We start from the raw sequence: 23953 nt of genomic DNA, 5'->3' as shown, positions 1-23953 counted from the left end.
CTGCTGATTATACTTTACGACAAACTCAGGGGCCTGCGCCCCTGAGTCCACTGACGGTTACAGATAAGTAAACCCGGCGTCTTGCGTGCTGGCGGAGTCCAGTCCAATCATTACGCTGAATTTACCCGGCTCGGCAACCTGCTGCATACGCGCATTCCAGAACTTCAGCGCTTCGACATCAATCGGGAAGCTCACGGTTTGTGATTCGCCGGCCTTCAGCATAATGCGTTTAAAGCCTTTCAGCTCCTTCACCGGACGGCTGATACTGGCCACCTGATCACGCAGATACATCTGCACCACCGTTGCGCCATCGCGATCGCCGGTATTGGTGACCGTGACGCTGGCGGTGACCTTGCCATTACGCGGCATGGTGGTCGCCGACATTTTTACCGGCGACACCTCAAAACGGGTGTAACTGAGGCCGTAACCAAACGGGAACAGCGGACCATTTGCCGCATCATAGTAATGTGACGTGTATTTATTCGGTTTTTCGGCATTATACGGACGGCCGGTATTCAGATGGTTGTAGTAAATCGGAATCTGTCCCACTGAACGCGGGAAGGACATCGGCAATTTACCCGACGGATTGTAATCGCCAAACAGTACATCGGCGATCGCATTGCCCCCTTCCGTACCGCTAAACCAGGTCTCCAGCAGCGCATCAGCCTGCTGATGCTCTTTCACCAGCGCCAGCGGACGCCCATTCATCAGCACGATCACCAGCGGCTTACCGGTGGCTTTAAGGGCATCCAGCAGCTTCAGCTGGCTCGGGGGAATGGTGATATCGCTGCGGCTGGAGGCTTCATGGGCCATGCCGCGCGCTTCACCCACCGCCGCCACCACTACATCGGCTTTCTGCGCGGCCGCTACCGCTTCATCCAGCATCTGCTGCGCGCTGCGCGACTCATTCTGCACCGCATTTTCATACAGATTAAGGAAATCTTTAATTCCCTTGTTGTCGGTGACATTCGCGCCTTTGGCGTACAGCAGCGTCGCCTTACCGGCCATGGCATTTTCCATCCCCTGACGTAGCGTAACGGCCTGGGCCGCGACCGCCGCCGCCGACCAGCTGCCGATCATATCGAGCTGACTGTCCGCCAGTGGACCAATCAGCGCAATGGTGCCCGATTTTTTCAGCGGCAGCGTTTCCAGACGGTTTTTCAGCAGCACGATGCCTTTGCGCGCCACATCACGCGCTTCACTGCGATGCAGGCGGCTTTCGGCATTGGTATCCGCCGGATCGCTGCCCTTCGGCCCTAAATGGCTGTAGGGATCGTTAAACAGTCCCATATCGTACTTAACATTCAGCACATGGCGGGTCGCATCATCAATTTCCTGCTCGCTGACCTCACCACTTTTCACCAGGCCTGGCAGATATTTGCTGTAATACTCGTCGCTCATGCTCATATTGACGCCGGACTTAATCGCCACCCGCACCGCATCGCGTGGATCGCTGGCGACCCCGTGATTAATCAGCTCTTTGATTGCGCCATGATCGCTGATGGTAATGCCTTTAAATTTCCAGTCATCACGCAAAACATCTTTCAGCAGCCAGCTGTCGGAGGTCGCGGGCACGCCATTAACTGAATTCAGCGCCACCATCACCCCGCCACTGCCGGCATCCAGCGCCGCTTTATATGGCGGCAGATAATCCTGGAACAGGCGCTGCGGACTCATATCCACCGTGTTGTATTCACGACCGCCTTCCACTGCGCCATAGGCCGCGAAGTGTTTCACGCTGGTCATCACCGAGTAGCGATCCGCCGGGCTTTTCCCCTGCATCGATTCGACCAGGGTGCGTCCCATCGCAGAAGTGAGGAAAGTATCTTCGCCAAAACCTTCCGATACCCTGCCCCAGCGCGGCTCGCGGGTGACATCCACCATCGGCGCCCAGGTCATATTCAGGCCATCATCCGCCGCCTCATACGCTGAAATCCGTCCGACCTGCGCCACTGCATCCAGATCCCAGCTGGCGGCCAGCCCTAACGGAATCGGGAAAGCGGTGCGCTGACCATGTATCACATCGTAAGCAAAAAACAGGGGGATTTTCAGGCGGCTGAGCTGCATCACCTGATCCTGCATAACGCGAATATCCTGCCGGGTCACGGTATTAAAGATGGCGCCCACCTGCTCATGCTGAATCATGTCGCGGATGACATCTTTGGTGACCACCGGGCCGACGGTAATCAGTCGCAGCTGACCAATCTTTTCATCGAGGGTCATTTTTTTCAGCAAATCAGTGACAAAGGCGTCACGTGCTTCAGGGGTTAACGGATGCTGGCCAGAGAGTTCATCGGCAAAAGCTGGCTGCATCGCCAGCGTGACAGCAAGGCTGACAGAGTAAATCCATTTCATCAGATTGGCTTCTCTTAAGTAACTGCGCAATAACGATTTATTTTTTCACTTAACTGTAGTGATCGTTGCAGTGTGCCATAAGTCGCCGCTCTGCACCCGTTAACAAATCACCACGATGGGCAAAAATCGCCTGAAAATTCATGGCTTACTCCAATGCTAGCGGCAGAATCTTTATTTGGCGATAGCTTAACCATGATTAAACCACCCGCCAGCTCACAATTTACAGCCTGAAAATTTACGCTTATAGTCCCGGCAAATTTTTATGGAGAAGATCATTGGACACGCAAAGTCGACATTACATCTCCACGGCAATCTGACGTCTCTCCTGTTTCGTTGCTTGCCGTATCCCACGGCGGGCAATGCTATCACCCCGATTATTTCGCTGATGCTACCCGTTAATTAATCATTGCCTGGCGCTCTGCGCCGGGAAAATAAGGGTCGTTATCATGGCATGGTCTCCTTTTATCGTGCATCTGGCGCTGGCCGTTCTGCTCGGCGCCGTAATTGGTGCAGAACGGCAGTGGCGGCAACGGATGGCAGGTCTGCGCACCAATGCGCTGGTCGCTACCGGCGCGGCAATTTTTATTTTAAGTTCCGCCAGCACCTCACCGGACAGCCCTGGCCGCATTGCCGCGCAGGTTGTTTCCGGCATTGGCTTTCTCGGCGCGGGCGTGATTATGCGTCAGGGTATGAGCATCACGGGACTGAATACCGCGGCAACCCTGTGGTGTTCCGCCGCCGTTGGCGTACTGTGCGGGCTGGGACAATTTGCCAATGCAGCCGCCGCTACGCTGGTGCTGCTGTGCGCGAATATTCTGCTGCGTGAAGCGGCGCAGCGCATTAACCTGCAACCGAAGGCGCCGGAGGTCGACATCGAGCAGTGCTATCGCATTCAGATCACCTGTGGCGCCGAGGATGAAATTCTGGTGCGCACGCTGATCTTACAGGCGATTAACGGGATGGCTTTGCGCCTGCAATCACTGTGCAGCGCGGATATCGCCCGCCCCGGCCAGCTGGAAGTCTGCGCCAATATTCTGGCGTTTCCCCATGCCCAGCGCGAACTGGAAAATATTGTTTGCCGCATCAGCCTGGAGAAAAGTGTCAGCGCAGTGCACTGGCAAGTGGCGGAGACGCCGGCTTAACATCACGGTCTGCTACAGTATTGTCGTGTGATAAAACAGGACAATGGATATGCAACCCTCTGTAACCGACACCAATAAGACCCTGCTTGCCGAGTTTGCCCGTATCGTCGGCCGTGACCATCTGTTAACCGAGCCGGCTAAAACCGAACGTTATCGCAAAGGCTTCCGCTCGGGCGGAGGCGAGGCGCTGGCGGTGATTTTCCCCGGTTCGTTATCCGGGCTGTGGCGCGTACTGAAAATCGCTGTCGCCGCCGATAAAATTATTCTGATGCAGGCGGCAAATACCGGACTTACCGAAGGTTCAACACCAGACGGTAACGACTATCAGCGCGAAATTATCATTATCAGCACGCTGCGGATGGATAAGATTCAGTTAATCGACAACGGTAAACAGGTGCTGGCCTTTCCGGGCAGCACCCTTTACCAGCTGGAGAAGCTGCTGAAACCACTGGGACGTGAACCCCATTCGGTGATTGGCTCCTCCTGCATTGGCGCTTCAGTCATGGGCGGCATCTGTAATAACTCCGGCGGTTCACTGGTTAAACGCGGCCCGGCGTATACCGAGATGGCGCTGTATGCGCAGATCACCCCACAAGGTGAACTACAGCTGGTCAATCATCTGGGGATCGATCTTGGCGTCACGCCAGAGCAGATCCTCGGTCGCCTTGATGATGAAAACTGGCGCGCCAGCGATGTACTGCACGACCAGCGTCACGCTTCAGACAATGAGTATGCTGAGCGGGTGCGCGATGTGGACGCCGATACGCCGTCGCGCTTTAACGCCGATGCACGCCGCTTGTTCGAAGCCTCTGGCTGCGCCGGCAAACTGGCGGTGTTTGCGGTACGTCTCGATACCTTTGTCGCCGACAGCGCACAGCAGGTGTTCTATATCGGTACTGACCATACGGAAGTGCTCGACGATTTGCGCCGCCATATGCTGGCGAACTTCACTCACTTGCCGGTGGCCGGTGAGTATATGCATCGCGATATTTTCGATATCGCCGAAGTGTATGGCAAAGATACCTTTGTGATGATCGACAAGCTGGGCACCGACAAAATGCCGCTGTTCTTCACCCTGAAGGGACGCGCTGACGCCCTGCTCAGTCGCCTGTCATTTATTAAGCCCAACGCCATCGATCGTCTGCTGCAAAAAGTCAGTTCGCTGCTGCCATCCCATCTGCCGCAACGTCTGAAGCAGTATCGCGACCGTTTCGAGCATCATCTGATGCTTAAAATGTCTGGTGAAGGCATCCAGGAAGCGCGCGATTTTTTACAGCACTACTTTCAGCAGGCCGATGGCGACTTCTTTGAGTGCGATGCGCAGGAAGGCGGCAAAGCGTTTCTGCATCGTTTTGCCGCTGCTGGCGCCGCGGTACGCTATCACGCGGTACATCATCAGGATGTGGAAGATATTCTGGCGCTGGATATTGCGCTGCGGCGAAACGATCGTCACTGGTTTGAGCAACTGCCGGCGGAATTTGATGATGCGCTGGTGCATCGGCTCTATTACGGCCACTTCATGTGCCATGTCTTCCATCAGGATTACATTGTGAAAAAAGGCGTGGATGTGCATGCGCTGAAGGAGAAGATGCTGGCGCTGCTGGCGGCGCGTGGTGCGGAATATCCGGCGGAACATAATGTCGGCCATTTGTATCAGGCGAAACCACAGCTAAAAGCTTTTTATCGCCAGCTGGATCCCACCAACAGTTTTAACCCCGGTATTGGTAAAACCAGCAAACTGAAAAACTGGGCGGATTGCGGCTGCGACAAATCGCATCCGCATTGATCTTGATTCTGGTAAAACCCAGCCGACAATGAGTAACATAGGTTACACAAAAAGCATAAAAATCACGTAATGAGTATTATCAGTTACAATAATTGAGACTGCACTGTTTAACGTGTAGTATATCACTCATAAATCACCGGGGGTTTGATATGGAATCTTTAACACTGCAAGCTTTCCTGAGTAATCAATGGGTAGATATTGCTGATATCACTTTTCCCGATAGTAATACTAACTCTTATCAGGTTAGCGAATTAGAGTATCAATCTGATTATGCGCTTGAAAATCTTGATCGCGATGATAATCATGCCGTGTCACTTAATCATCCCGTATCGCTGTTCTTTGACAATAACGGTCAGCCCGGCTGGATGAGGTTCCTTGATGACATTATTCCCAGCGGTGCCAGCAAACGCTACTGGGAAAATTATCTGGATCTTGCCGGGTTAACCGCAGACCAAAAAAACTTTGTGTTGCTAAAACATGGCACCATTTCCCCGGTCGGCAATTTGCGTATCAAAGAGTCTTTACCTGAATACCATCCCCTGGCTGAAACGCTGTTTTTTACTGTAAATGACGTTAAAAACAGAGCCGGTGACTTTCTGGATTATGCTCAGCAGCGAGGCGCAGCTGCAGGTGGGGCAACGGGTGCCGGCGGGGAAGCACCGAAGCTGCTGCTGCGTTGCAGCAAGGATCAACGTATCTGGATCGACACCTGGCAAAATGATTTAGCCAATCGCGATATCCACTATTTAGTGAAATATCCACGCGGTGCAAAAAGCGAAGTCGACTGTAATATTTTAAGGGCTGAATTCCATTACTACCATGAACTGGAAGCCATGGGATTTGATACCATCCCAACCCGCCATATGCGCCTTGAAGAAGGTTTACATTACCCTTCATTGTGGCTGCCCAGATTCGATATCGCTTTTGTGGATCAAAACCAGGTTAAACGGTTTGGCATGGAGTCCGTCTATTCGCTGTTGAAAAAATCCCCCGGCGTCACCCTGTACCATGAGGAGACGATCAGGGCGCTGATCGATAAAATCAATCACAGCAATATGGTGACAGAACAGGGCTTTTATTTTGATAGTGCGTTATTTGTTATTGAGTGGGTACGTCGTGATTTACTGAATATTATTTTCGGCAACAGCGATAACCATGGACGAAACACGTCGTTTATTAAAGACGATAAAAGTATCAGGCTCGCGCCAATCTACGACTTCGCACCGATGAAGGCCGATCCGGAAGGGATTGCCAGAACCACTAAATGGGCGCCACCGTTAGAAATTGGGGGGGAGTATGATTTTGTCGGTATAGCTGCGGCGCTTTACGACCTGGTCCCTGCTGATAAATTATTGCAGGCACTGCAAGAGACCGCTCAGCAATTAGTTACGCTCAAGCAGCGGCTGCAGGCCAGAGGCGTTCCTGAGCAAATTCTTGAAATGCCCGCGATAAATTTCAATTTTATTGCTGATAAACTAGCCCGATGGAGTTTGCTATGAAAGATCACGCCGCCGACTCTGCAAGAGAAACCATTAATAGAATCAGAGCAAAACAAAACCGTGTAAAACAGAGTGCCAGCACAGTGAGCACAACAGCATCCAGAGCGGATATCCCCGCTGCTGAAAAACGCGTTTCACGCCAGAGAGTGTCTGGACTTTCACAGGCGATGGGGGTTGATGGCAGAAATGCCGCCAGGCTGGCGATCATTAAAGCGCTACTACTTGGGGAGATAACCCAGGGAGTGGCATTAAAAACCCTGAGAATTGATGTGCTGGGATTAAAGCAGGATACGTTTGCCAGACTGGTGTCGGTGTCACGTAAAACGCTCTCTGAAGTCGAAAACGATAAAGGGAATTATACGTCAGACATCATTAACAAACTGTTTAAACCCTTTGGCTTGCAGGTGGGATTAGTGCCAACTTCCCGCCATATACTGGCCACGCTGTTTACCGACCAGGGGGCATATTGATGCCCCCTCTTCACAAGGCTTACTGTTCAGGCGCCTCTTTCAGCATCACATTGCCAGACTTACTGCGCTCAATCACCATGGTCTGCGGCGTTGACAGCATCACGCCCTCTTTACGTAAACGGGTCAGCATATCAAACAGCAGATCGCTTTTCGCCCCGCTCACCTGACGCGGACTGGCGACATTGCCGGTCACGCTCAGCACGATACCGGCTGGCGTCAGATCCTTAAAGGAGACCGACGGTTCCGGCGTCTCAAGAATGCGCTCGTTATCGTTATACACATCCAGCAGCAGCTGGCGCACCAGCACCGGATCGATATCCAGCGGGAAGGTCAGCGTAATGGTCGCCACCCCTTGCGCATTGCCCATGGTGGCGTTACGTACATTCTGCGAAATCAGCTGCGAGTTCGGCACAATCACCGTCGATTTATCGCCCAGCTGAATCTCAGTGGCGCGCACGTTAATACGACGAATATCCCCTTCAATGCCGCTGATGCTCACCAGATCGCCGACTTTAACCGGCCGTTCGGTTAGCAGAATCAGACCGGAGATAAAGTTCTTCACAATCTCCTGTAAACCAAAACCGATACCGACCGACAGCGCACTGACAATCCATGCCAGCTTGTTCCACTGCAGCCCCATAATCGACAGGGTCAGCAGGATAATCAGCACATAGCCGATATTACTGAACAGCGTCACCAGCGAGACGCGCATCCCGACGTCCATGGTGGTTTTCGGCAGGAAATCTTTGTCCAGCCAGCGCTTCACCGAGCGCAGTACATAAATCCCGATCACCAGACACAACAGCGCGTTAACCATATGCGCCGGGACAATATTCAGTGACTCCAGCCCCTTGCCGCCCCAAAACTCCACCGCTTTTTGCAGCAGTTCAATCGGCGTCGAGCTGCCGAGCGTGCCATTCAGCAGTGACATGGCGGCAAACAGAATCAGGATGGTCTTGCCCAGCGCGGAGAGCAGCGCCGCCGCCTGCGCCAGATGACGTTCGTCGATATTTAACGAACTTTGCAGGCGTTTACCGGTGGTATTGCTGGTGGAGAGCAGGCTTTCACAGGCATCGGTTACCAGATGGCTGAGCAGATAGAACGAGCCAATAACGATGCCCATCCAGATCAATTCATAACTGAGGAAGCGGCCGAGAGTGACATAACCAATCACCAGCGACGCGAGGATCGCGCCGCCGGTCAGGGTGATCGCCATCTGAACCAGCCCGACCAGCGTGGAGCGCGCTTCCGGCTGATTGCCTTCCTGTATCATTTTGCGGCGCGCACGGCTGGTGCGGAAACTGATCGACAGCGCGGTGGCGCCAATCAGCAACGCCGTCAGGCCGTTGGCCCAGATGGTGGTGCCTACGCTGGTGCCGGCGCTGCTGTTAAAGGATTCCAGCGCCTGGAACACAAATACCAGGGAGGCGGTCAGCGGAGGGAAAGGTTTCAGCGCGGTCGCCACTTCATTGGAGATAGCGGGCAGTCGCCATGATGGCCGACGCGTAGAGAGAAATGCGCGTCCCAGTCCGGCAATCAGGCCGCAGAACACGCTGAGCTGCACCAGTTTATCGACAAAGCTCTGCACGTCGTCAGAAACCTCTTCGCGACGGGTAAAAGCGAGGTCGATAAAGTTAAACGCCAGCACGATTGCCGCCAGGGTGCTGAGCGCAATTGTCGCTGCAAGGAAACTGCGACGCAGACGTCCTTCCGGCATTTTATGGATGCTGATCCAGGCGAAAAACTCTTCGGAATAGCGACGGCCCAGCGTGGCAATCAGCAGCGCCGACAGCACCCAGGCGACAGTGCCAAAACGCCAGCCCGGCTCCCATGACAGCGCTGCGGTGGCGGCCAGTTCGTCGGCAAAGCCGCTGATTTTTTCGGCGTCGAGATTTTGGTCGCCAAACAACGGCGCCCAGAAACGTGCGCCAAAAATACTGCCGGAATTCAGCGCCAGCTGGGTTTTCATCGCATCGCGACGCAGGTTAATAATCTGCGCCGAAAGATTCTGCGCGCTGTTTTTAATCGCGTCAGCCTGCTTGATTTGATCGTCAAGCTTGCTCTTCTGATTCTCCAGCGTGGTGCGCTTGCGCGTCACTTCCGGCGTCTCTTTTACCCCGCTTTCCGCCGTTGGCGCCGGACCCAGCACCGCCAGCTGCGAAATCAGCTGCACGCGCTGTGGGATCAGCGCCTGACCCAGCGTATCCGCGTTAGCAGAAAGTTCGAGCGCCATATCGTTAAGCTGCACCAGCTTACCGTCGTTATTTTCGCCGGAAACCTGCCCTTTGATCTTGTCGAGGATCTTCTGCATTTTCGGCAATTCCACCGACGCATTGACCTTAGGTGCCGCATCACCTTCTGCGACCGGAGGAGTGTTCACCTCCGCAGCCATGCTCACCACTGGCGTCAGGGTGATCAGCGCCAGTAAAAAAATTCGACAATAAGTTAACAACGTAGACATAAGAAGGGCGATCCATACGGTTATCGATGGCTGGCACGGCATCAGGCCGCGGCAATTCAGCGCGTTAGTTTATGCTTTTGCAGCAGCCTTAACTATAGGATTTATGGTCAAATCGGGGCGCTGTCACGATAAGCTTTTTTGCTGACCGCCGCCGCAGGGGCGCATCAGTATCGGTTGCAGAGCACAGACCCTGCGCCAGCAGGGCCGGAAAATCACTACTCGGTTACGCTGTCGTCGCTGGCGCGGTTACTGGCGGTTTGCGCGGCTTTCTGCTTTTTATAGCTTAGCGCAGCCGCCGGAACCGGCGCAGCCTTGCCGGTTTCCATCCACGTGCGCAGACGGCTGGCGTCGGCAAAATGGGTATACTTGCCAAAAGCATCCAGCACCACCAGCGCCACCGGACGCTGTTTAATGGTGGTGCGCATCACCAGACAGTGTCCGGCCTGATTGGTAAAACCGGTTTTCGTCAGCTGAATATTCCAGTCCTGCTTATAAACCAGATGGTTAGTATTACGGAATGGCAGCGTGTAGTTCGGGCTGCTGAAGTTCGCCATATCCTCATGGGTGGTGCTTAACTGGCCGATTAAAGGATAGTTTTTGCTGGCAATCAGCAATTTGGTTAAGTCACGCGCGGTCGATACATTATGAATCGACAAACCGGTTGGCTCCACGTAGCGCGTATTGGTCATACCAAGGGCGCGCGCTTTGGCATTCATCGCGCGGATAAAAGCATCGTAGCCGCCGGGATAATGGTGCGCCAGACTGGCTGCTGCGCGGTTTTCCGATGACATCAGCGCCAGCAGCAACATATTTTTGCGGCTGATTTCACTGTTCAGACGTACGCGAGAATAGATACCGCGCATTTCCGCAGTATGACTGATATCGACCTTTAACTTCTCGTCCAGTGGCAGATGCGCATCCAGCACCACCATCGCGGTCATCAGCTTGGTGATCGAGGCAATCGGTCGCACCAGATCGGGATGGCTGGCGTAAATCACTTTATTGGTATTTAAATCAATCACCATGGCGCTGCCAGAGGCAATCTCAGGCTGTGACTGCGCCACGATTGCGGAACTGGCAACCGCCGGGTTCAGCAGTGCCTGACCAGAAAAAAGAATAGCTAAACTCAATAGTGAATAACGGATTTTTGCAGGCATCGTGTGAAAACTTAAGCGGGTGGATGTTTAACAGTGCAAAACGCACAGGCCGCCATCCGCGAAAGTAACGCTACACGGGGGCTGGCCGCAGCATCATACTCCGGCGATTAAGTAAATTCCTACAGGAGATTCGTTTCCGGGCGTAAACAAACGGCGAGAATGTTGCAGCGGCGCAGGCGCCACTGCAACCTGAGAAGCCCGCACTCAGAACATCAGATAGCCATAGCCCCAGATCACCACGGTCAGGGCCAGCAACACTTCAAATACCAGAATACCGATCGCCAGCGTCGAACCGGAAAAACGCAGGCTCTCCTCGCGGTCAATATTCAGGAACATCGGGATGCCGACATACAGCAGATAGCCGGTATACACCATCGCCAGCGATCCCACCAGTAAACAGAGCCATACCAGCGGATAGAGCGCCACCAGTCCGCTGAGGAATAGCGGCGTGGCGACATAACCGGCGAACACCGTACAGCGTTGCAGACTGGGGCGCTGCGGATAGTTACGCGCCATCCAGTGGATCACCCGGCCCATTACCGCCACACCGCCAAGAATCAGCAGATAAAACAAAATGCCAAGCGCAATGCCGGTAAACATACTGAGTTGAATTGTCCGCTCCGCGCCCAGATCCCACCCCAGCTGCGTAGTACCAATAAATGCGCAGATCACCGGGATCGCCGCCATTATCAGTACGTGGTGCGTGTAGTGGTGCGAGACGCTCTCGTTTTCTTGCTTAATATTGCGCATTTCACGGTTGGGATGCGCCATCAGTCCCCAGACATGATTCATAAAATCACTCCTCTGACACGACTAACCGCCAGCGATCGCCTGCGGCGTATTCATAAGCAAGTATAATTGCCGCTGGCGCTTTTAGCTGGCGGATTGCACATTTTTCCATCAATAAAGCCATGCGACGGCGGAAAAGACCGAAATTTAGCGTTTTCCGCGCAGCCAGGGCGTATCCGGGTATAAAATCAGATCCTCAAACGTCATAACGGGAAGGTAAGTTTTGCCGATCGATATAAATGGGCTGATCACACAATATGGTTACTGGGCGCTGTTAGTGGGTTGTCTGGCCGAGGGGGAGACCTTTACGCTACTTGGCGGCGTAGCGGCCCACGAAGGACTGTTACATTACGGTTGGGTGGTGCTGGTCGCGGCGCTGGGCGGAACGCTCGGCGATCAGATTCTGTTCTTTATTGGCCGCTATTATGGCGCCAGCATTTTGCAACGGTTTCGCAAGCATCAGGGCAAAATCACAAAAGCGAATAAGATGATCCGCCGCCGCCCGGTACTGTTTGTGGTCGGCGTGCGCTTTATGTACGGCTTGCGACTGATCGGCCCGATTATTATCGGCTCCAGCCGCTTAAACCCATTGAAATTTTTTCTGCTGAATGTGACCGGCGCCCTGCTCTGGTCACTGATTTTTGTCAGCCTGGGGTATGTCGGGGGTGAGGTGATCGCGCCATGGCTGCATAAGCTTGATCAGCACCTGAAACATCTGTTGTGGGTAGTCGCCGCACTGGCGCTGGCGTGGGGACTGCGGCTGGCGTTCCGCCACTGGTCAAATAAGCGCGAAGAGTAAATGCTTCCCCCGCCGGGCGGGGGACTAGATTATTTCTGCATAAAGAATTGCGGATTAGCCAGACTAAATCCGCCATCAATAATAAACGACTGGCCGGTGGTATAGGTCGACCATTGTGAGCAGAGCCAGGCGACCATACTGGCGATCTCACGCGTGTCGCCCGGTCGTCCGGCGGGGATCTCCGGCATCGACACCTGATGCGCATCGCTGTTGCTCATATGATTCATTGGCGTGGCAATCGCACCTGGCGCGACAGCATTAACCAGAATCTTATGCGGCAACAGGCTAAGCGCCATCGACTGAGTCAGCCCCCCGAGGGCATGCTTGCTGGCGCTATAGGCGACGGAGCCGGGCAGCGGCGTATGTTCATGCACTGAAGTGATATTAATAATTCGCCCCCCTTCCCCCTGCTGCACCATCTGGCGCGCGGCGATTTGCGCGCAAATAAACGCGCCGTCGACATTCACGGTAAACACCTTGCGCCAGTCAGCAAAAGTGGTCTCAAGGAAATCGGCTTTGATATTGACGCCCGCATTATTGACCAGCACATCAATCCGCCCCAGCGTCTCGATCAGTTTTAGCAGTGACTGGCCGCCTTGCTCGGGATCGGCGAGATCCAGCTGCGCAATTTCGGCGCGCCTGCCCAGCGCTCTGACCTGCTGTGCGGTCTGCTGCGCCCCGTCCTGATCCGATCGCCAGGTAATGCCAATATCAAATCCCTGCTCCGCCAGCATAATCGCCGAAGCCTGACCGATACCGGAATCCGATGCAGTGACAATGGCGACTTTGTTCGTCGGCTTACTCATGGTTTCCTCCTGAACTCAGTAATGGCTGACTTGCAAGTATAGACGCCATCAGCAACGCGCCATTTTTCTCAAACGCCCGGTACGCTGATTTACACTTCGTTGCGCTTACTGCGCCCGCCGCTCCAGTTGATTGACTATAGTCACTTAAAGCTGATGAATAAAAACGGGAGCGTTATGAACCACGTAAAAAGAGAGATTGGCGATCATGGTGTAATTGGCGACCTGCGAACCTGCGCGCTAATCGCCAGTGATGGCGCGATTGATTACTTCTGCTGGCCAAATCTCGACAGCCCTTCGGTATTTACTGCGCTGCTCGACAACGATGAATCGGGATTATTCAGCATTGCTCCCGACTGGCCACAGGCACGTCGCCAGCAGCTCTACCTGCCCGATACGAATATTCTGCAAACCCGCTGGCTGGCGACCGAAGGCGTGGCCGAAATTACTGACTATATGCCGCTGTGTAACGGTCAGGACAAGCAGCCGCGTATTGTGCGTCGGGTAAAAATGGTACATGGCGAAGCACGTTTTCAACTGCGCTGCGCGCCGGTGCACGATTATGCCCGCGCCAATACGCAGGCCAGTCTGAAAGCAGGTTTAGTCGAGTTTTCCGCCGCCGGACAACCGACGCTGTGTCTGGCAGGCAGTCGCCAGCTGGCAATCGAAGGCGGCGCCGCGGTGGCCAGTTTTACGCTAAAAAGCGGCGAGTATGCTGAGTTTATGTTTGGCAGCGCCGACGATGAACATCTGGATAAACTGGAAACCGATTACTGTTTTCAGGAAACCCTGAGTTTCTGGCGTCGCTGGTCGGGTAAAAGCCAGTATCACGGCCGCTGGCAGGAGATGGTCAACCGCTCTGCGCTGGTGCTGAAACTGCTTACCTCATGGCAACATGGCTCGATTGCTGCCGCGGCTACCTTTGGCCTGCCGGAAGAGCCAGGTGGCGAGCGGAACTGGGATTATCGCGCCTCCTGGATCCGTGACGCCTCATTCAGTATGTATGCGCTGATGCGCCTCGGCTATGTCTCGGAAGCCAAACGCTTTACCAAATGGGTTGCGCGCTGCGTCGAAAACAGCCACCACGACGAAGAGAAGTTGCAGGTGATGTATCGCCTCGATAGCGGGACGGAACTGCATGAAATCGAACTGCTTAATCTCGCCGGTTATGCTGGCTCGACGCCGGTGCGCATCGGTAATGACGCCTGGCAGCAGACACAGCTGGATATTTACGGCGAGCTGATGGATGCCATCTATCTGGCGAACAAATATGGCGAGGCGATCTCCCATCGCGGCTGGGAAAATGTGCAGCGGATGATCGATTACGTCTGCGAAAACTGGAATCAGCCGGATGCCGGGATCTGGGAGATGCGCGGCGAACCGCAGCACTTTCTGCATTCACGCCTGATGTGCTGGGTGGCGCTGGATCGCGCACTGCGGCTGGGAATGAAACGCTCGCTATCCATGCCTTATGCGCGCTGGGAAAAAGTCCGTGCTGAGATCCGCGCCGATATCTGGAACCATTTCTGGAATAAAGAGCTGGGCCACTTTACCGCCACCCGCCATGGCGATGCGCTGGATGCCTCAATGCTGCTGATGCCGCTGGTGCGTTTTGTTGGCGCCACCGATCCGGAGTGGCTCTCTACCCTTGATGCGATTAAAGAGAATCTGGTCAGCGATGGACTGGTGCGGCGCTATAACGTTGCTGAAACGCCAGCCGATGGTTTGCGTGGCGGCGAAGGCGCATTTGCCGCCTGTTCATTCTGGTATGTGGAATGTCTGGCGCGGGCCGGTCGCGTGGAGGAAGCCCATTTTGAATTTGAAAAGCTGCTGAGTTACGCCAATCCACTCGGCCTGTATGCCGAAGAATTTGACGCCCGCGGCTATCCGCTGGGCAACACGCCGCAGGCGCTGAGCCACCTGGCGCTAATCAGTACCGCCTTCTTTCTTAACCGTAAACTCAGCGGCGAAGTGCCGTTATGGCAGCCTTAAGCGCAAAAAAATTGTCACTGCCAGTAAATATCGACGCTCTGACAGACAATTTTACGTAAAGTTAGTTCAACTGCGAAAAATCCTGGTTCCTTCTGGCGCCATTATGCACATATAATGTGCACCCGGTCACAATCCGGAAATGGGTCGATTCTCTAACAGCCTGCTAAGGCGCTAACACCTGAAGAACTATGAAAAAGAGCATGCGCGCGATCGTCACACTGGCACTGGTAGTTGCGGCTTTTAGCCAATCTGCTTTTGCTGTGGTTTATCCTCTTCCGGCCAAAAACAGCCGGTTAACGGGAGAAAACCTGGAAATTACTGTTCCACAAGACAGCAAATTGCCGCTGGAGGCTTTTGCTGCGCAATATCAAATGGGTCTCAGCAATCTGCTGGAAGCTAACCCGGGTGTGGATGTCTACCTGCCGAAGGCTGGCAGTAAATTGATTATTCCTCAGCAGCTGCTGTTGCCGGACGCGCCACGTGAAGGCATTGTGATTAACAGCGCTGAAATGCGTCTGTATTACTATCCAAAAGGCACCAATACCGTGGTGGTTCTGCCAATTGGTATCGGTGAGTTAGGCAAAGATACGCCGATGGACTGGGTAACCAGCGTACAGCGTAAGAAAGACGGCCCAACCTGGACACCGACCAAAAAGATGCATGAAGAGTATGCCGCCCGCGGTGAGAAACTGCTGGATGTGTTCCCTGCCGGTCCGGACAACCCAATGGGTCTTTACGCGCTCTATATTGGCCGCCTGTATGCCATCCACGGCACCAATGCCAACTTCGGTATCGGCCTGCGTGTAAGCCATGGCTGTGTCCGTCTGCGTGCTGACGATATCAAATGGCTGTTCGACAACGTGCCGGTTGGCACGCGCGTGCAGTTTATTAACCAGCCGGTAAAAGCCAGCGTGGAACCAGATGGTTCGCGCTATGTGGAAATCCACAATCCGCTGTCGCAGACCGAAGAGCAGTTTAACTCGCGTGAGCCAATGCCAATCACTATTACCCCAGCGGTAAGCAAAGTGGTGATTGATGCGACGGTTAATCAGACGGAAATGGATGCGGCGCTGAAAGCCCGTAGCGGTATGCCGACAAAGATTACCGGTCTGGCCGAAAATGGTGAATCTGCACCTGTCGCGGTGCCGGAAACTGCCGGCGCACAGCCGCAGGAACATGCGCTGACGCCAGCCACTACCGAGGGCGCGAATGTCGCCACCCCGGAAGCGGCACCGCAGAGCAGTGACAACAGCGCTGAAGCCCCTGCCCCGGCAGAAGATCAGCCCGTTGACACCACCACAGAACAGCCAGCCGCACCAGCTGCCAGCAGCAACTTCTAAGTTTTACTACTGCCAGAATCAGCGGGCCGCAATGGCCCGCTTTTTTTATGCTTAAATATAATCACGGATAATGGAGATAAGTGATGAAGATCAACGTGATTGGTACCAGCGGCAGCGGCAAATCGACGGTTGCCCGGGCGATTGCGCGCCAGCTGGCACTGCCCTGTATCGAAATGGATGCGCTATTCTGGCAGCGCGACTGGGGGGAAAGCAGTGACGAGCAGCTATTTGCCCGTCTTGAGCTGGCGCTGCAACAGCCGGGCTGGGTGCTGGATGGCAACTATAAACGCAGCCAGCCGATTAAATGGCGCGATGTCGATACCATTATCTGGGTCGATTACGGTTTTCTGCGTACCCTCTGTCAGGCGATTCGTCGCGCTGTCAGCCGCGCATGGCGGCAACAGGAGATCTGGCCAGGCACTAATTGCCGGGAAACCTTCCGCAGAAGCTTCTTTAGCCGCGACTCGATTATCCTGTGGACGATCAAAACCTGGCGCACCAACCGTCAGCGCTACGAGGCGATGCTGAATGACCGCCGCTATCAGCATCTGCACTTTGTACGTCTCACCTCACCACAAATGAGCCGCGAATTTATTGCCGGACTGAAAAAGTAGTTCACTGAGCGATCATTTTTCTGTCACAGAAACCGCGTAATACAGCTCAGATACCGCGCAATTGCGGCCCTCAGACTGAGAAGGTGTGTGATGAGCCAACATAACGCAATCGCTCCGTATCGCCAGCCTGCCAGCGGACGCCCGAATATTTACGCTAAAAACAGCCGTGGTTCGATGCTGCTGTTTATCCTGCTGCTGGTACTGGGCATCGCCTTTGCCGGGGTGAATCTGTTCCAGGATGTGCAGGATGCGGGGGTCAGCGACATCAGCTATATTCCCTTTTTGCTGCTGGGACTCGCGCTGTTAATCGCGCTAGGTTTTGAATTCGTTAACGGTTTTCACGATACCGCCAACGCGGTGGCCACAGTCATCTATACCCATTCACTTCCCCCTACTTTTGCGGTGATCTGGTCAGGCTTTTTTAACTTTCTTGGTGTCATGCTCTCCAGTGGCGTGGTGGCGTTTGGCATTATTTCGCTGCTGCCGGTCGAGCTGATTCTGCAGGCGGGCAGCGGCAAAGGTTTTGCCATGATTTATGCGCTGCTGTTTTCGGCAATTATCTGGAACCTTGGCACCTGGTGGCTGGGCCTGCCCTCTTCCTCATCGCATACGCTGATTGGATCGATTATTGGCGTCGGTATCGCGAATGCCCTGATCCATGGCCGCAGCGGTACCAGCGGCGTTGACTGGGATCAGGCGCTGACGGTGGGCTACGCGCTATTGCTGTCGCCGCTGACTGGCTTTATCGCCGCCGGATTACTGCTGCTGCTGATGAAGCTGTTTATCCGCAATCGTCAGCTGTACCGTGCGCCGGACGGCAACCATCCACCACCGCTGTGGATCCGTGGCATGCTGATCCTGACCTGCACCGGCGTCTCCTTTGCCCATGGCTCCAATGACGGACAAAAAGGGATGGGGCTGATTATGCTGATTCTGGTGGGCAGTATGCCGATTGCCTGGGCGCTGAATCGCTCGATTCCACCACATGAGATCCCGCGCGTGGTGGTGCTGGCAAACCAGGCCGAACAGCAATTGCTGCAACAGTTTCCTCCCCGGGCGCTGATGGATGCGCCGCGATCGGTACTTACCGCCTGTGTAGAAAATGGTGAAGTGCTGCCACAGGTAATGCCGGCGCTGGGACAACTGATAGGATCGATTGGCGATGAAATTGGCCACTATGGCAATCTGGATAATATCCCGGCGCAGGCAGTGGCAAATACCCGTAATGATATGTATCTGGCATCGGAGAGCATTAAGCTGCTGCAATCCAGCGAGCTAAAATTGCCTGCCGCCACGCAACAGAGCCTGACGGCAATAAAAAAAGAGCTGGATCGCGCTACGCGCTATATCCCGTTCTGGGTCAAAGTGGTGGTGGCGATTGCACTGGGTCTTGGCACCATGGTGGGCTGGCGACGGATTGTGGTGACCGTCGGTGAGAAGATTGGTAAAAGCCATCTTAGCTATGCTCAGGGCGCCAGCGCGGAACTGGTGGCGATGGCCACCATTGGCGCCGCTGATGGCTTTGGTCTGCCAGTGTCCACTACCCATGTCCTCTCCTCCGGGGTCGCAGGCACCATGGCGGCGAATCGCTCCGGACTGCAAATCGCCACCTTACGTAATCTGGCCTGCGCCTGGTTGCTCACCCTGCCGGTGTCAGTCCTGCTGTCAGCGCTGCTCTACTGGCTGTTCAGCCAGATTTAGACCGGGGTTTTCTGCGGCAGACTTAGCATGCGGACGGTAATTGCCGCCGCCAGCAGTACCACCAGCGCCGCCGCCAGGTAGATGGATTGCATGCCCCAGAAGCCGATTAAAACCCCGGCGACCGGGCCGCTCAGCCCTAATCCCAGATCAAGAAAGGCTGAATAGGTGCCCAGTGCGCTGCCCTGACTTTGCGGCAGCACCTGCTTCACTGCCTCGACGCCGAGCGCCGGGAATACCAGCGAGAAACCGGCGCCGGTAAGAAACGCGCCGAAATCCACCAGCAGTGGCGAGCTGGCCTGCCAGATAATCAACAAACCAACACACTCGATCAGCAGCGAGAACAGCGATACTTTCAGCCCGCCAAAACGGGTAATGTAGCTGCTGAAGACGATGCGCATCATAATAAAGCCGAGACTGAACAGCGTCAGCGCCAGCGCTGCCCCGCTCCAGTCACGACTGGCGTAATAGAGGGTAATAAACGAAGCAATGACGCCAAAACCGATGGTGCCCAGTCCCAGCGCGAAACCATACAGCCAGACGCGGGAAAAAACCTGACGAAACGGCGTGCGGCTGCTGACACTGACTTTGATCGCCGGTTTTCTGCTCGCCATCCAGAAGCCCACCACACCCATCAGCACAATCAGTGAAGCAAAGCCAGCGAGACCAGACAGCTGATTCAGCATCACCCCCAGCGGCGCACCGACCGCCATCGCCAGATAGGTTGCGACACCGTTCCACGAAATCACCCGCGCGGTCTGCGTCGTACCGACCACATTGATGCCCCACAGGGTTGAACCGGTGCTGGTAAAGCTCTCGCCGACGCCAAGAAACAGCCGTCCGACCGCCAGCAGCAGCAGGCTTAGCCACGGCAGGTGCTGCGCCAGCATCGCCACAATTGTCAGGACGCCGCTCATGCCGCAACAGACCAGTCCCAGCATTACCACGCGTTTCGGGCCAAGCATATCAGCCAGTCGCCCCGACTGCGGACGACTCACCAGGGTGGCGAAATACTGAATACTGATAATTAAACCAGCCAGCAATGAGCTGTAACCGAGCTGGTTATGCACAAAACCCGGCAGCACTGCCAGCGGCAGACCCACCGAGAGATAACAGAAAAAGGTAAAAACAATTACCGAGAAAATACGCTTATTAAGCTGGGTATTGCTGAGTGCTGCGGTCGTGGACATCGTAAAGCCGTTAACGGTATATAATTAGCATCCTATCATACGCATTTACCCTAAATAATTCGAGTTGCAGGAAGGCGGCAAGCCCGCTCATCTCCGGGAGCATAGATAACTATGTGACCGGAGTGGGCGGGCGCAGCCAACGCATCTGCAACTTGAAGTATGACGGGTATAGCGTGCTAAGAGATCTTGCTAAGATTGTTGCGAAATGCCCGGCGCATTTAACGGAGGCTTATGAGCCAGATAAAATGTGTCATCCTGGATGATTATCAAAATGTCGCATTAAGCCTCGCTGACTGGCGCAGCATCAGCGATCGCGTCAGTGTCACGGCGATCAATCAGCACCTGTCCGATCGCGCGCAACTGGCCGCACGGCTTAAAGAGGCCGCGATTGTGATCGTGATGCGTGAAAGAACGCCAATCGATCGTCCGCTGCTTGATCTGCTGCCCAATCTGAAACTGCTGATTACTTCCGGGATGCGCAATGCGGCTATCGATATCGCCGCGGCGCGCGCGAAAGGCGTGGTGGTTTGCGGCACCGCCAGCGGTGCGGATGCGCCCCTGGAACTGACCTGGGCGCTGATTCTCGGGCTGGCGCGTCATCTGGTCACCGAAAATAACGCCTTTACCCGCGGCGATGTCTGGCAGCAAACGCTGGGCACCACGCTTGCCGGCAAACGACTGGGTATTATCGGGCTGGGAAAAATCGGCAGCAGAGTCGCCACTGTCGCACAGGCTTTTGGCATGCAGGTTTGCGCCTGGAGCCCGGGTCTGACGCAGGCCAGAGCGGAAGCGGCCGGGGTAGCGTTCTGCGCACAGAAACGCACGCTGTTAGCGCAAAGTGATATTGTCACCCTGCATATGGTGTTGTCTGCAAAAAGCGCCAGTCTGATCGACAGCGAAGATATTGCGGTGATGAAACCCACGGCCTGCCTGATCAATACCGCGAGGGCCGGATTAATCGCGCCAGGCGCATTAGTAAATGCATTAAAAAACCAGCTAATTGCTGGCGCGGCTATTGATGTGTTTGAGCAGGAGCCGGTGGCAAAGGATGATGAGTATCGTCAGTTGCCCAATCTGCTGGCCACGCCGCATCTGGGCTATGTCAGCGACAGCAATTATCAGCGCTATTTTAGCGAAGCGCTGGAAAATATCCGCGCCTGGCTCGATCAGCAGCCAATCCGCGAGATAAATTAACCGGCAACCTGCTGGATAACGCTGGCAATCTCCGCTGAGCGCTTCAGGGTGCGAATCTGACTAAACAGCTCGCTGGCCTCGGCATACTCTTTACGCAGATAACCCAGCCACTGTTTGATCCGCGCCACATGATACAGACCGGTGTCGCCCTGCTTTTCCAGCTGGGTATACTTCTGCAACAGCTGCACCACATCTGGCCATGGCATACGCGGCTCGTTGTATTTTATCACCCGGCTCAGGTTGGGCACATTCAGCGCGCCGCGGCCAATCATCACCGCATTACAACCGGTGACGGCCAGACAATCCTGCGCACTCTGCCAGTCCCAGATTTCACCATTAGCAATCACCGGAATGGTCAGCCGCTGACGGATATCCGCTATCGCCTGCCAGTTAATACGCTCAGCTTTATAGCCATCCTCTTTGGTGCGGCCATGCACCGCCAGCTCCGTCGCTCCGGCCTGCTGCACCGCATCGGCAATTTCAAACTGACGCGCGCCGGAATCCCAGCCAAGACGGATTTTTACTGTCACCGGCAGATGGTCCGGCACCGCTTCACGCATCGCTTTCGCGCCGCGATAGATCAGCTCCGGATCTTTCAACAAGGTCGCGCCGCCACCGCTGCCATTAACCAGTTTCGAAGGACAGCCGCAGTTAAGATCGACGCCCCAGGAGCCGAGCGCGACCGCACGGGCGGCGTTTTCCGCCAGCCATTGCGGATACTGACCCAACAGTTGCAGACGCACACGGGTACCCGATGGCGTATGACTGGCATGCCGCAGTTCAGGACAGAGACGATAGAAAGATTTTTCCGGCAATAGCTGATCGACCACCCGCAAAAACTCGGTGATACAGAGATCGTAGTCATTAACCTCGGTAAGCAGTTCACGTACCAGAGAGTCGAGAACGCCTTCCATTGGAGCCAGTAAAACCCGCATGCTGATTACACTCATAAAAATTGACGCGCAAGTTTAAGGGTTTTCGCGAAGATGTGAAACGGGGATAAAGCGCAGGGGAAGAAAAAATCAGGGGCCGCCAGTGCGGCCCGCTGTGACGGTGATTAACCGTTATTGCCTGGATTCGAACGGCGCTGACGCGTCACGTTGGTGCGTGGCGCGCCGCTACCAGCCGGTTTGCTGCCACGTGCGGCAGGCGCTGCGCCCTGACGACGCTGACCATTGCCCTGGCTACGCTCACCGTTGCTCGCGCTGCGATCGCCGCTGTTCTGACCACCACGCTGGCCCTGCGCCGGACCACGGCCACGGCCGCCGCCATTGCCGCCACGACCACCGCCGCCACCTGAACCACGACCGTTCTGAATCGGCTCAGCTTTGATGTTCGGGTCTGGCTCGTAGCCTTCGATTGCGCTACGTGGCACTTCACGCTTCAGCACACGCTCGATATCACGCAGCAGTTTATGCTCGTCAACGCACACCAGTGACAGCGCGGCGCCGGTTGCCGCAGCACGGCCGGTACGGCCGATACGGTGAACGTAATCTTCCGGTACGTTAGGCAGCTCATAGTTGACCACATGCGGCAGCTCTTCGATATCAAGACCACGCGCCGCGATATCAGTGGCGACCAGCACACGGATGCCGCCATCTTTAAAATCACTCAGTGCGCGGGTACGAGCGCCCTGGCTTTTATTACCGTGGATCGCCGCCGCAGTGATGCCATCTTTATTCAGCTGTTCCGCCAGATGGTTAGCACCGTGTTTGGTACGGGTAAACACCAGCACCTGCTGCCAGTTATCGCGGCCAATCAGGAAGGAGAGCAGTTCACGTTTGCGCTTCTTATCAACAAACATTACATGCTGAGTAACCTGCTCAGAAGCGGTATTACGACGCGCCACTTCTACCTGCTCAGGATTGGTCAGCAGTTTTTCCGCCAGGCCTTTAATCTCATCAGAGAAAGTCGCGGAGAACAGCAGGTTCTGACGCTTCGCGGGCAGTTTAGACAGCACACGACGGATATCGTGGATAAAGCCCATATCCAGCATACGGTCAGCTTCGTCCAGCACAAGGATTTCAACGTGGGACAGATCCACGGCATTCTGATGTTCCAGATCCAGCAGACGACCTGGGGTCGCCACCAGCACATCAACGCCACCGCGCAGTTTCATCATCTGCGGGTTAATACTGACGCCGCCAAACACCACCATCGAACGGATATTCAGATGTTTGCTGTATTCGCTGACGTTTTCGCCCACCTGCGCCGCCAGTTCACGGGTCGGTGTCAGGATCAGCGCGCGCACCGGGCGACGGCCTTTAGGGTGCGGGTTGTTGCTGCTTAACAGCTGCAACAGCGGCAGGGTGAAGCCTGCGGTTTTACCGGTACCGGTTTGCGCACTGGCCATCAGGTCACGGCCTGCCAGCACTACCGGGATCGCCTGACGCTGGATTGGCGTTGGCTCAGTATAGCCCTGCTCTTCAACAGCGCGCAGAATGTCGGCACTCAGGCCGAGAGAATCAAATGACATAAATTAGAGTAACTCCGGATCCGCCCTGACCGTGTTCGACGGCGTAGTTTCCAGGGGGATAACTTGACGCCAGGCGAGCCTGACGTTTGAAAGGGGGGCACAAACTACGGTGCGTAAGTTTGGGATTGTAACATCTCTGTCGCTAACTCCCTAATGCTACCTGAAGAGCAATAAAAAAAGAGGCTGAT

At 55.0% G+C, this 23953-nt stretch carries 18 protein-coding genes; 10 read left to right on the top strand and 8 right to left on the bottom strand.

The window, feature by feature from the left end; genetic code table 11:
* Positions 1–57: 57 nt before the first annotated feature.
* Positions 58–2355, bottom strand: coding sequence for a beta-glucosidase BglX (gene bglX / locus J2125_RS18645; RefSeq protein WP_017799106.1), 2298 nt, complete (start codon positions 2353–2355; stop codon positions 58–60).
* Between the two features lie 446 nt (positions 2356–2801).
* Here bglX and J2125_RS18640 point away from each other — a divergent pair, with 446 nt between their 5' ends.
* The 4 genes from J2125_RS18640 to J2125_RS18625 all read left to right on the top strand — a co-directional run bounded on the left by J2125_RS18640 (position 2802) and on the right by J2125_RS18625 (position 7252).
* The gene (locus tag J2125_RS18640; protein ID WP_017799105.1) at positions 2802–3497 is read left to right on the top strand and encodes an MgtC family protein; all 696 of its coding nucleotides are present in this window, start codon (positions 2802–2804) and stop codon (positions 3495–3497) included.
* Between the two features lie 49 nt (positions 3498–3546).
* The gene (gene dld, locus J2125_RS18635; RefSeq protein ID WP_017799104.1) at positions 3547–5283 is read left to right on the top strand and encodes a D-lactate dehydrogenase; all 1737 of its coding nucleotides are present in this window, start codon (positions 3547–3549) and stop codon (positions 5281–5283) included.
* 149 nt (positions 5284–5432) lie between these two features.
* Positions 5433–6782: a type II toxin-antitoxin system HipA family toxin gene (locus J2125_RS18630; RefSeq protein ID WP_017799103.1), complete on the top strand. Its 1350-nt coding sequence runs from the start codon at positions 5433–5435 to the stop codon at positions 6780–6782.
* Positions 6783–6928: 146 nt separating this feature from the next.
* Positions 6929–7252: a helix-turn-helix transcriptional regulator gene (locus J2125_RS18625; RefSeq protein ID WP_241763878.1), complete on the top strand. Its 324-nt coding sequence runs from the start codon at positions 6929–6931 to the stop codon at positions 7250–7252.
* A gap of 19 nt (positions 7253–7271) precedes the next feature.
* Here the strand turns inward: J2125_RS18625 and J2125_RS18620 are convergent, their stop codons facing one another.
* The 3 genes from J2125_RS18620 to J2125_RS18610 all read right to left on the bottom strand — a co-directional run bounded on the left by J2125_RS18620 (position 7272) and on the right by J2125_RS18610 (position 11662).
* Positions 7272–9713, bottom strand: coding sequence for a DUF3772 domain-containing protein (locus tag J2125_RS18620; protein WP_017799101.1), 2442 nt, complete (start codon positions 9711–9713; stop codon positions 7272–7274).
* 215 nt (positions 9714–9928) lie between these two features.
* On the bottom strand, positions 9929–10870 hold the full coding sequence (gene pbpG, locus J2125_RS18615) for a D-alanyl-D-alanine endopeptidase (protein ID WP_026111433.1): 942 nt from the start codon (positions 10868–10870) through the stop codon (positions 9929–9931).
* 204 nt (positions 10871–11074) lie between these two features.
* Positions 11075–11662, bottom strand: coding sequence for a Yip1 family protein (locus tag J2125_RS18610; protein WP_017799099.1), 588 nt, complete (start codon positions 11660–11662; stop codon positions 11075–11077).
* 220 nt (positions 11663–11882) lie between these two features.
* On the opposite strand from J2125_RS18610, the gene J2125_RS18605 reads away from it, so the two are divergent.
* Positions 11883–12458, top strand: a complete 576-nt coding sequence (locus tag J2125_RS18605) for a DedA family protein (RefSeq protein ID WP_017799098.1) — start codon at positions 11883–11885, stop codon at positions 12456–12458.
* Positions 12459–12487: 29 nt separating this feature from the next.
* Here J2125_RS18605 and J2125_RS18600 read toward each other — a convergent pair whose 3' ends face one another.
* The gene (locus J2125_RS18600) at positions 12488–13264 is read right to left on the bottom strand and encodes an SDR family oxidoreductase (RefSeq protein ID WP_017799097.1); all 777 of its coding nucleotides are present in this window, start codon (positions 13262–13264) and stop codon (positions 12488–12490) included.
* 174 nt (positions 13265–13438) lie between these two features.
* Here J2125_RS18600 and J2125_RS18595 point away from each other — a divergent pair, with 174 nt between their 5' ends.
* The 4 genes from J2125_RS18595 to J2125_RS18580 all read left to right on the top strand — a co-directional run bounded on the left by J2125_RS18595 (position 13439) and on the right by J2125_RS18580 (position 18908).
* Complete coding sequence (locus tag J2125_RS18595) at positions 13439–15253, top strand: glycoside hydrolase family 15 protein (protein WP_026111432.1); 1815 nt, start codon at positions 13439–13441, stop codon at positions 15251–15253.
* Between the two features lie 188 nt (positions 15254–15441).
* On the top strand, positions 15442–16593 hold the full coding sequence (locus J2125_RS18590) for a L,D-transpeptidase family protein (RefSeq protein ID WP_026111431.1): 1152 nt from the start codon (positions 15442–15444) through the stop codon (positions 16591–16593).
* Between the two features lie 83 nt (positions 16594–16676).
* Complete coding sequence (locus tag J2125_RS18585; RefSeq protein WP_017799094.1) at positions 16677–17207, top strand: shikimate kinase; 531 nt, start codon at positions 16677–16679, stop codon at positions 17205–17207.
* 90 nt (positions 17208–17297) lie between these two features.
* Positions 17298–18908: an inorganic phosphate transporter gene (locus J2125_RS18580; protein ID WP_017799093.1), complete on the top strand. Its 1611-nt coding sequence runs from the start codon at positions 17298–17300 to the stop codon at positions 18906–18908.
* Here the strand turns inward: J2125_RS18580 and J2125_RS18575 are convergent.
* Positions 18905–20095, bottom strand: a complete 1191-nt coding sequence (locus tag J2125_RS18575) for an MFS transporter (protein ID WP_017799092.1) — start codon at positions 20093–20095, stop codon at positions 18905–18907. The genes J2125_RS18580 and J2125_RS18575 overlap by 4 nt on opposite strands.
* Positions 20096–20326: 231 nt before the next feature.
* On the opposite strand from J2125_RS18575, the gene J2125_RS18570 reads away from it, so the two are divergent.
* Entirely contained in the window at positions 20327–21289 is a 963-nt protein-coding gene (locus J2125_RS18570; protein WP_017799091.1) for a D-2-hydroxyacid dehydrogenase family protein, read from the top strand.
* Here the strand turns inward: J2125_RS18570 and dusC are convergent.
* Together dusC and rhlE are read right to left on the bottom strand one after the other, a co-directional pair.
* Complete coding sequence (gene dusC / locus J2125_RS18565) at positions 21286–22224, bottom strand: tRNA dihydrouridine(16) synthase DusC (RefSeq protein ID WP_026111430.1); 939 nt, start codon at positions 22222–22224, stop codon at positions 21286–21288. The genes J2125_RS18570 and dusC overlap by 4 nt on opposite strands.
* Before the next feature lie 122 nt (positions 22225–22346).
* The gene (gene rhlE / locus J2125_RS18560; protein WP_017799089.1) at positions 22347–23765 is read right to left on the bottom strand and encodes an ATP-dependent RNA helicase RhlE; all 1419 of its coding nucleotides are present in this window, start codon (positions 23763–23765) and stop codon (positions 22347–22349) included.
* Between the last annotated feature and the right edge of the window lie 188 nt (positions 23766–23953).

This window comes from Winslowiella toletana, from assembly GCF_017875465.1.
GTDB classification, from domain to species: domain Bacteria; phylum Pseudomonadota; class Gammaproteobacteria; order Enterobacterales; family Enterobacteriaceae; genus Erwinia; species Erwinia toletana.
This window is presented reverse-complemented; position numbering and strand designations above follow the sequence as displayed.

Bases quoted from the DNA above. Each gene is read 5' to 3' on its own strand.
- bglX (WP_017799106.1), bottom strand. From the start codon at position 2,355: ATGAAATGGATTTACTCTGTCAGCCTTGCTGTCACGCTGGCGATGCAG.
- J2125_RS18640 (WP_017799105.1), top strand. From the start codon at position 2,802: ATGGCATGGTCTCCTTTTATCGTGCATCTGGCGCTGGCCGTTCTGCTC.
- dld (WP_017799104.1), top strand. From the start codon at position 3,547: ATGCAACCCTCTGTAACCGACACCAATAAGACCCTGCTTGCCGAGTTT.
- J2125_RS18630 (WP_017799103.1), top strand. From the start codon at position 5,433: ATGGAATCTTTAACACTGCAAGCTTTCCTGAGTAATCAATGGGTAGAT.
- J2125_RS18620 (WP_017799101.1), bottom strand. From the start codon at position 9,713: ATGTCTACGTTGTTAACTTATTGTCGAATTTTTTTACTGGCGCTGATC.
- pbpG (WP_026111433.1), bottom strand. From the start codon at position 10,870: ATGCCTGCAAAAATCCGTTATTCACTATTGAGTTTAGCTATTCTTTTT.
- J2125_RS18610 (WP_017799099.1), bottom strand. From the start codon at position 11,662: ATGAATCATGTCTGGGGACTGATGGCGCATCCCAACCGTGAAATGCGC.
- J2125_RS18600 (WP_017799097.1), bottom strand. From the start codon at position 13,264: ATGAGTAAGCCGACGAACAAAGTCGCCATTGTCACTGCATCGGATTCC.
- J2125_RS18595 (WP_026111432.1), top strand. From the start codon at position 13,439: ATGAACCACGTAAAAAGAGAGATTGGCGATCATGGTGTAATTGGCGAC.
- J2125_RS18590 (WP_026111431.1), top strand. From the start codon at position 15,442: ATGAAAAAGAGCATGCGCGCGATCGTCACACTGGCACTGGTAGTTGCG.
- J2125_RS18585 (WP_017799094.1), top strand. From the start codon at position 16,677: ATGAAGATCAACGTGATTGGTACCAGCGGCAGCGGCAAATCGACGGTT.
- J2125_RS18580 (WP_017799093.1), top strand. From the start codon at position 17,298: ATGAGCCAACATAACGCAATCGCTCCGTATCGCCAGCCTGCCAGCGGA.
- J2125_RS18575 (WP_017799092.1), bottom strand. From the start codon at position 20,095: ATGTCCACGACCGCAGCACTCAGCAATACCCAGCTTAATAAGCGTATT.
- J2125_RS18570 (WP_017799091.1), top strand. From the start codon at position 20,327: ATGAGCCAGATAAAATGTGTCATCCTGGATGATTATCAAAATGTCGCA.
- dusC (WP_026111430.1), bottom strand. From the start codon at position 22,224: ATGCGGGTTTTACTGGCTCCAATGGAAGGCGTTCTCGACTCTCTGGTA.
- rhlE (WP_017799089.1), bottom strand. From the start codon at position 23,765: ATGTCATTTGATTCTCTCGGCCTGAGTGCCGACATTCTGCGCGCTGTT.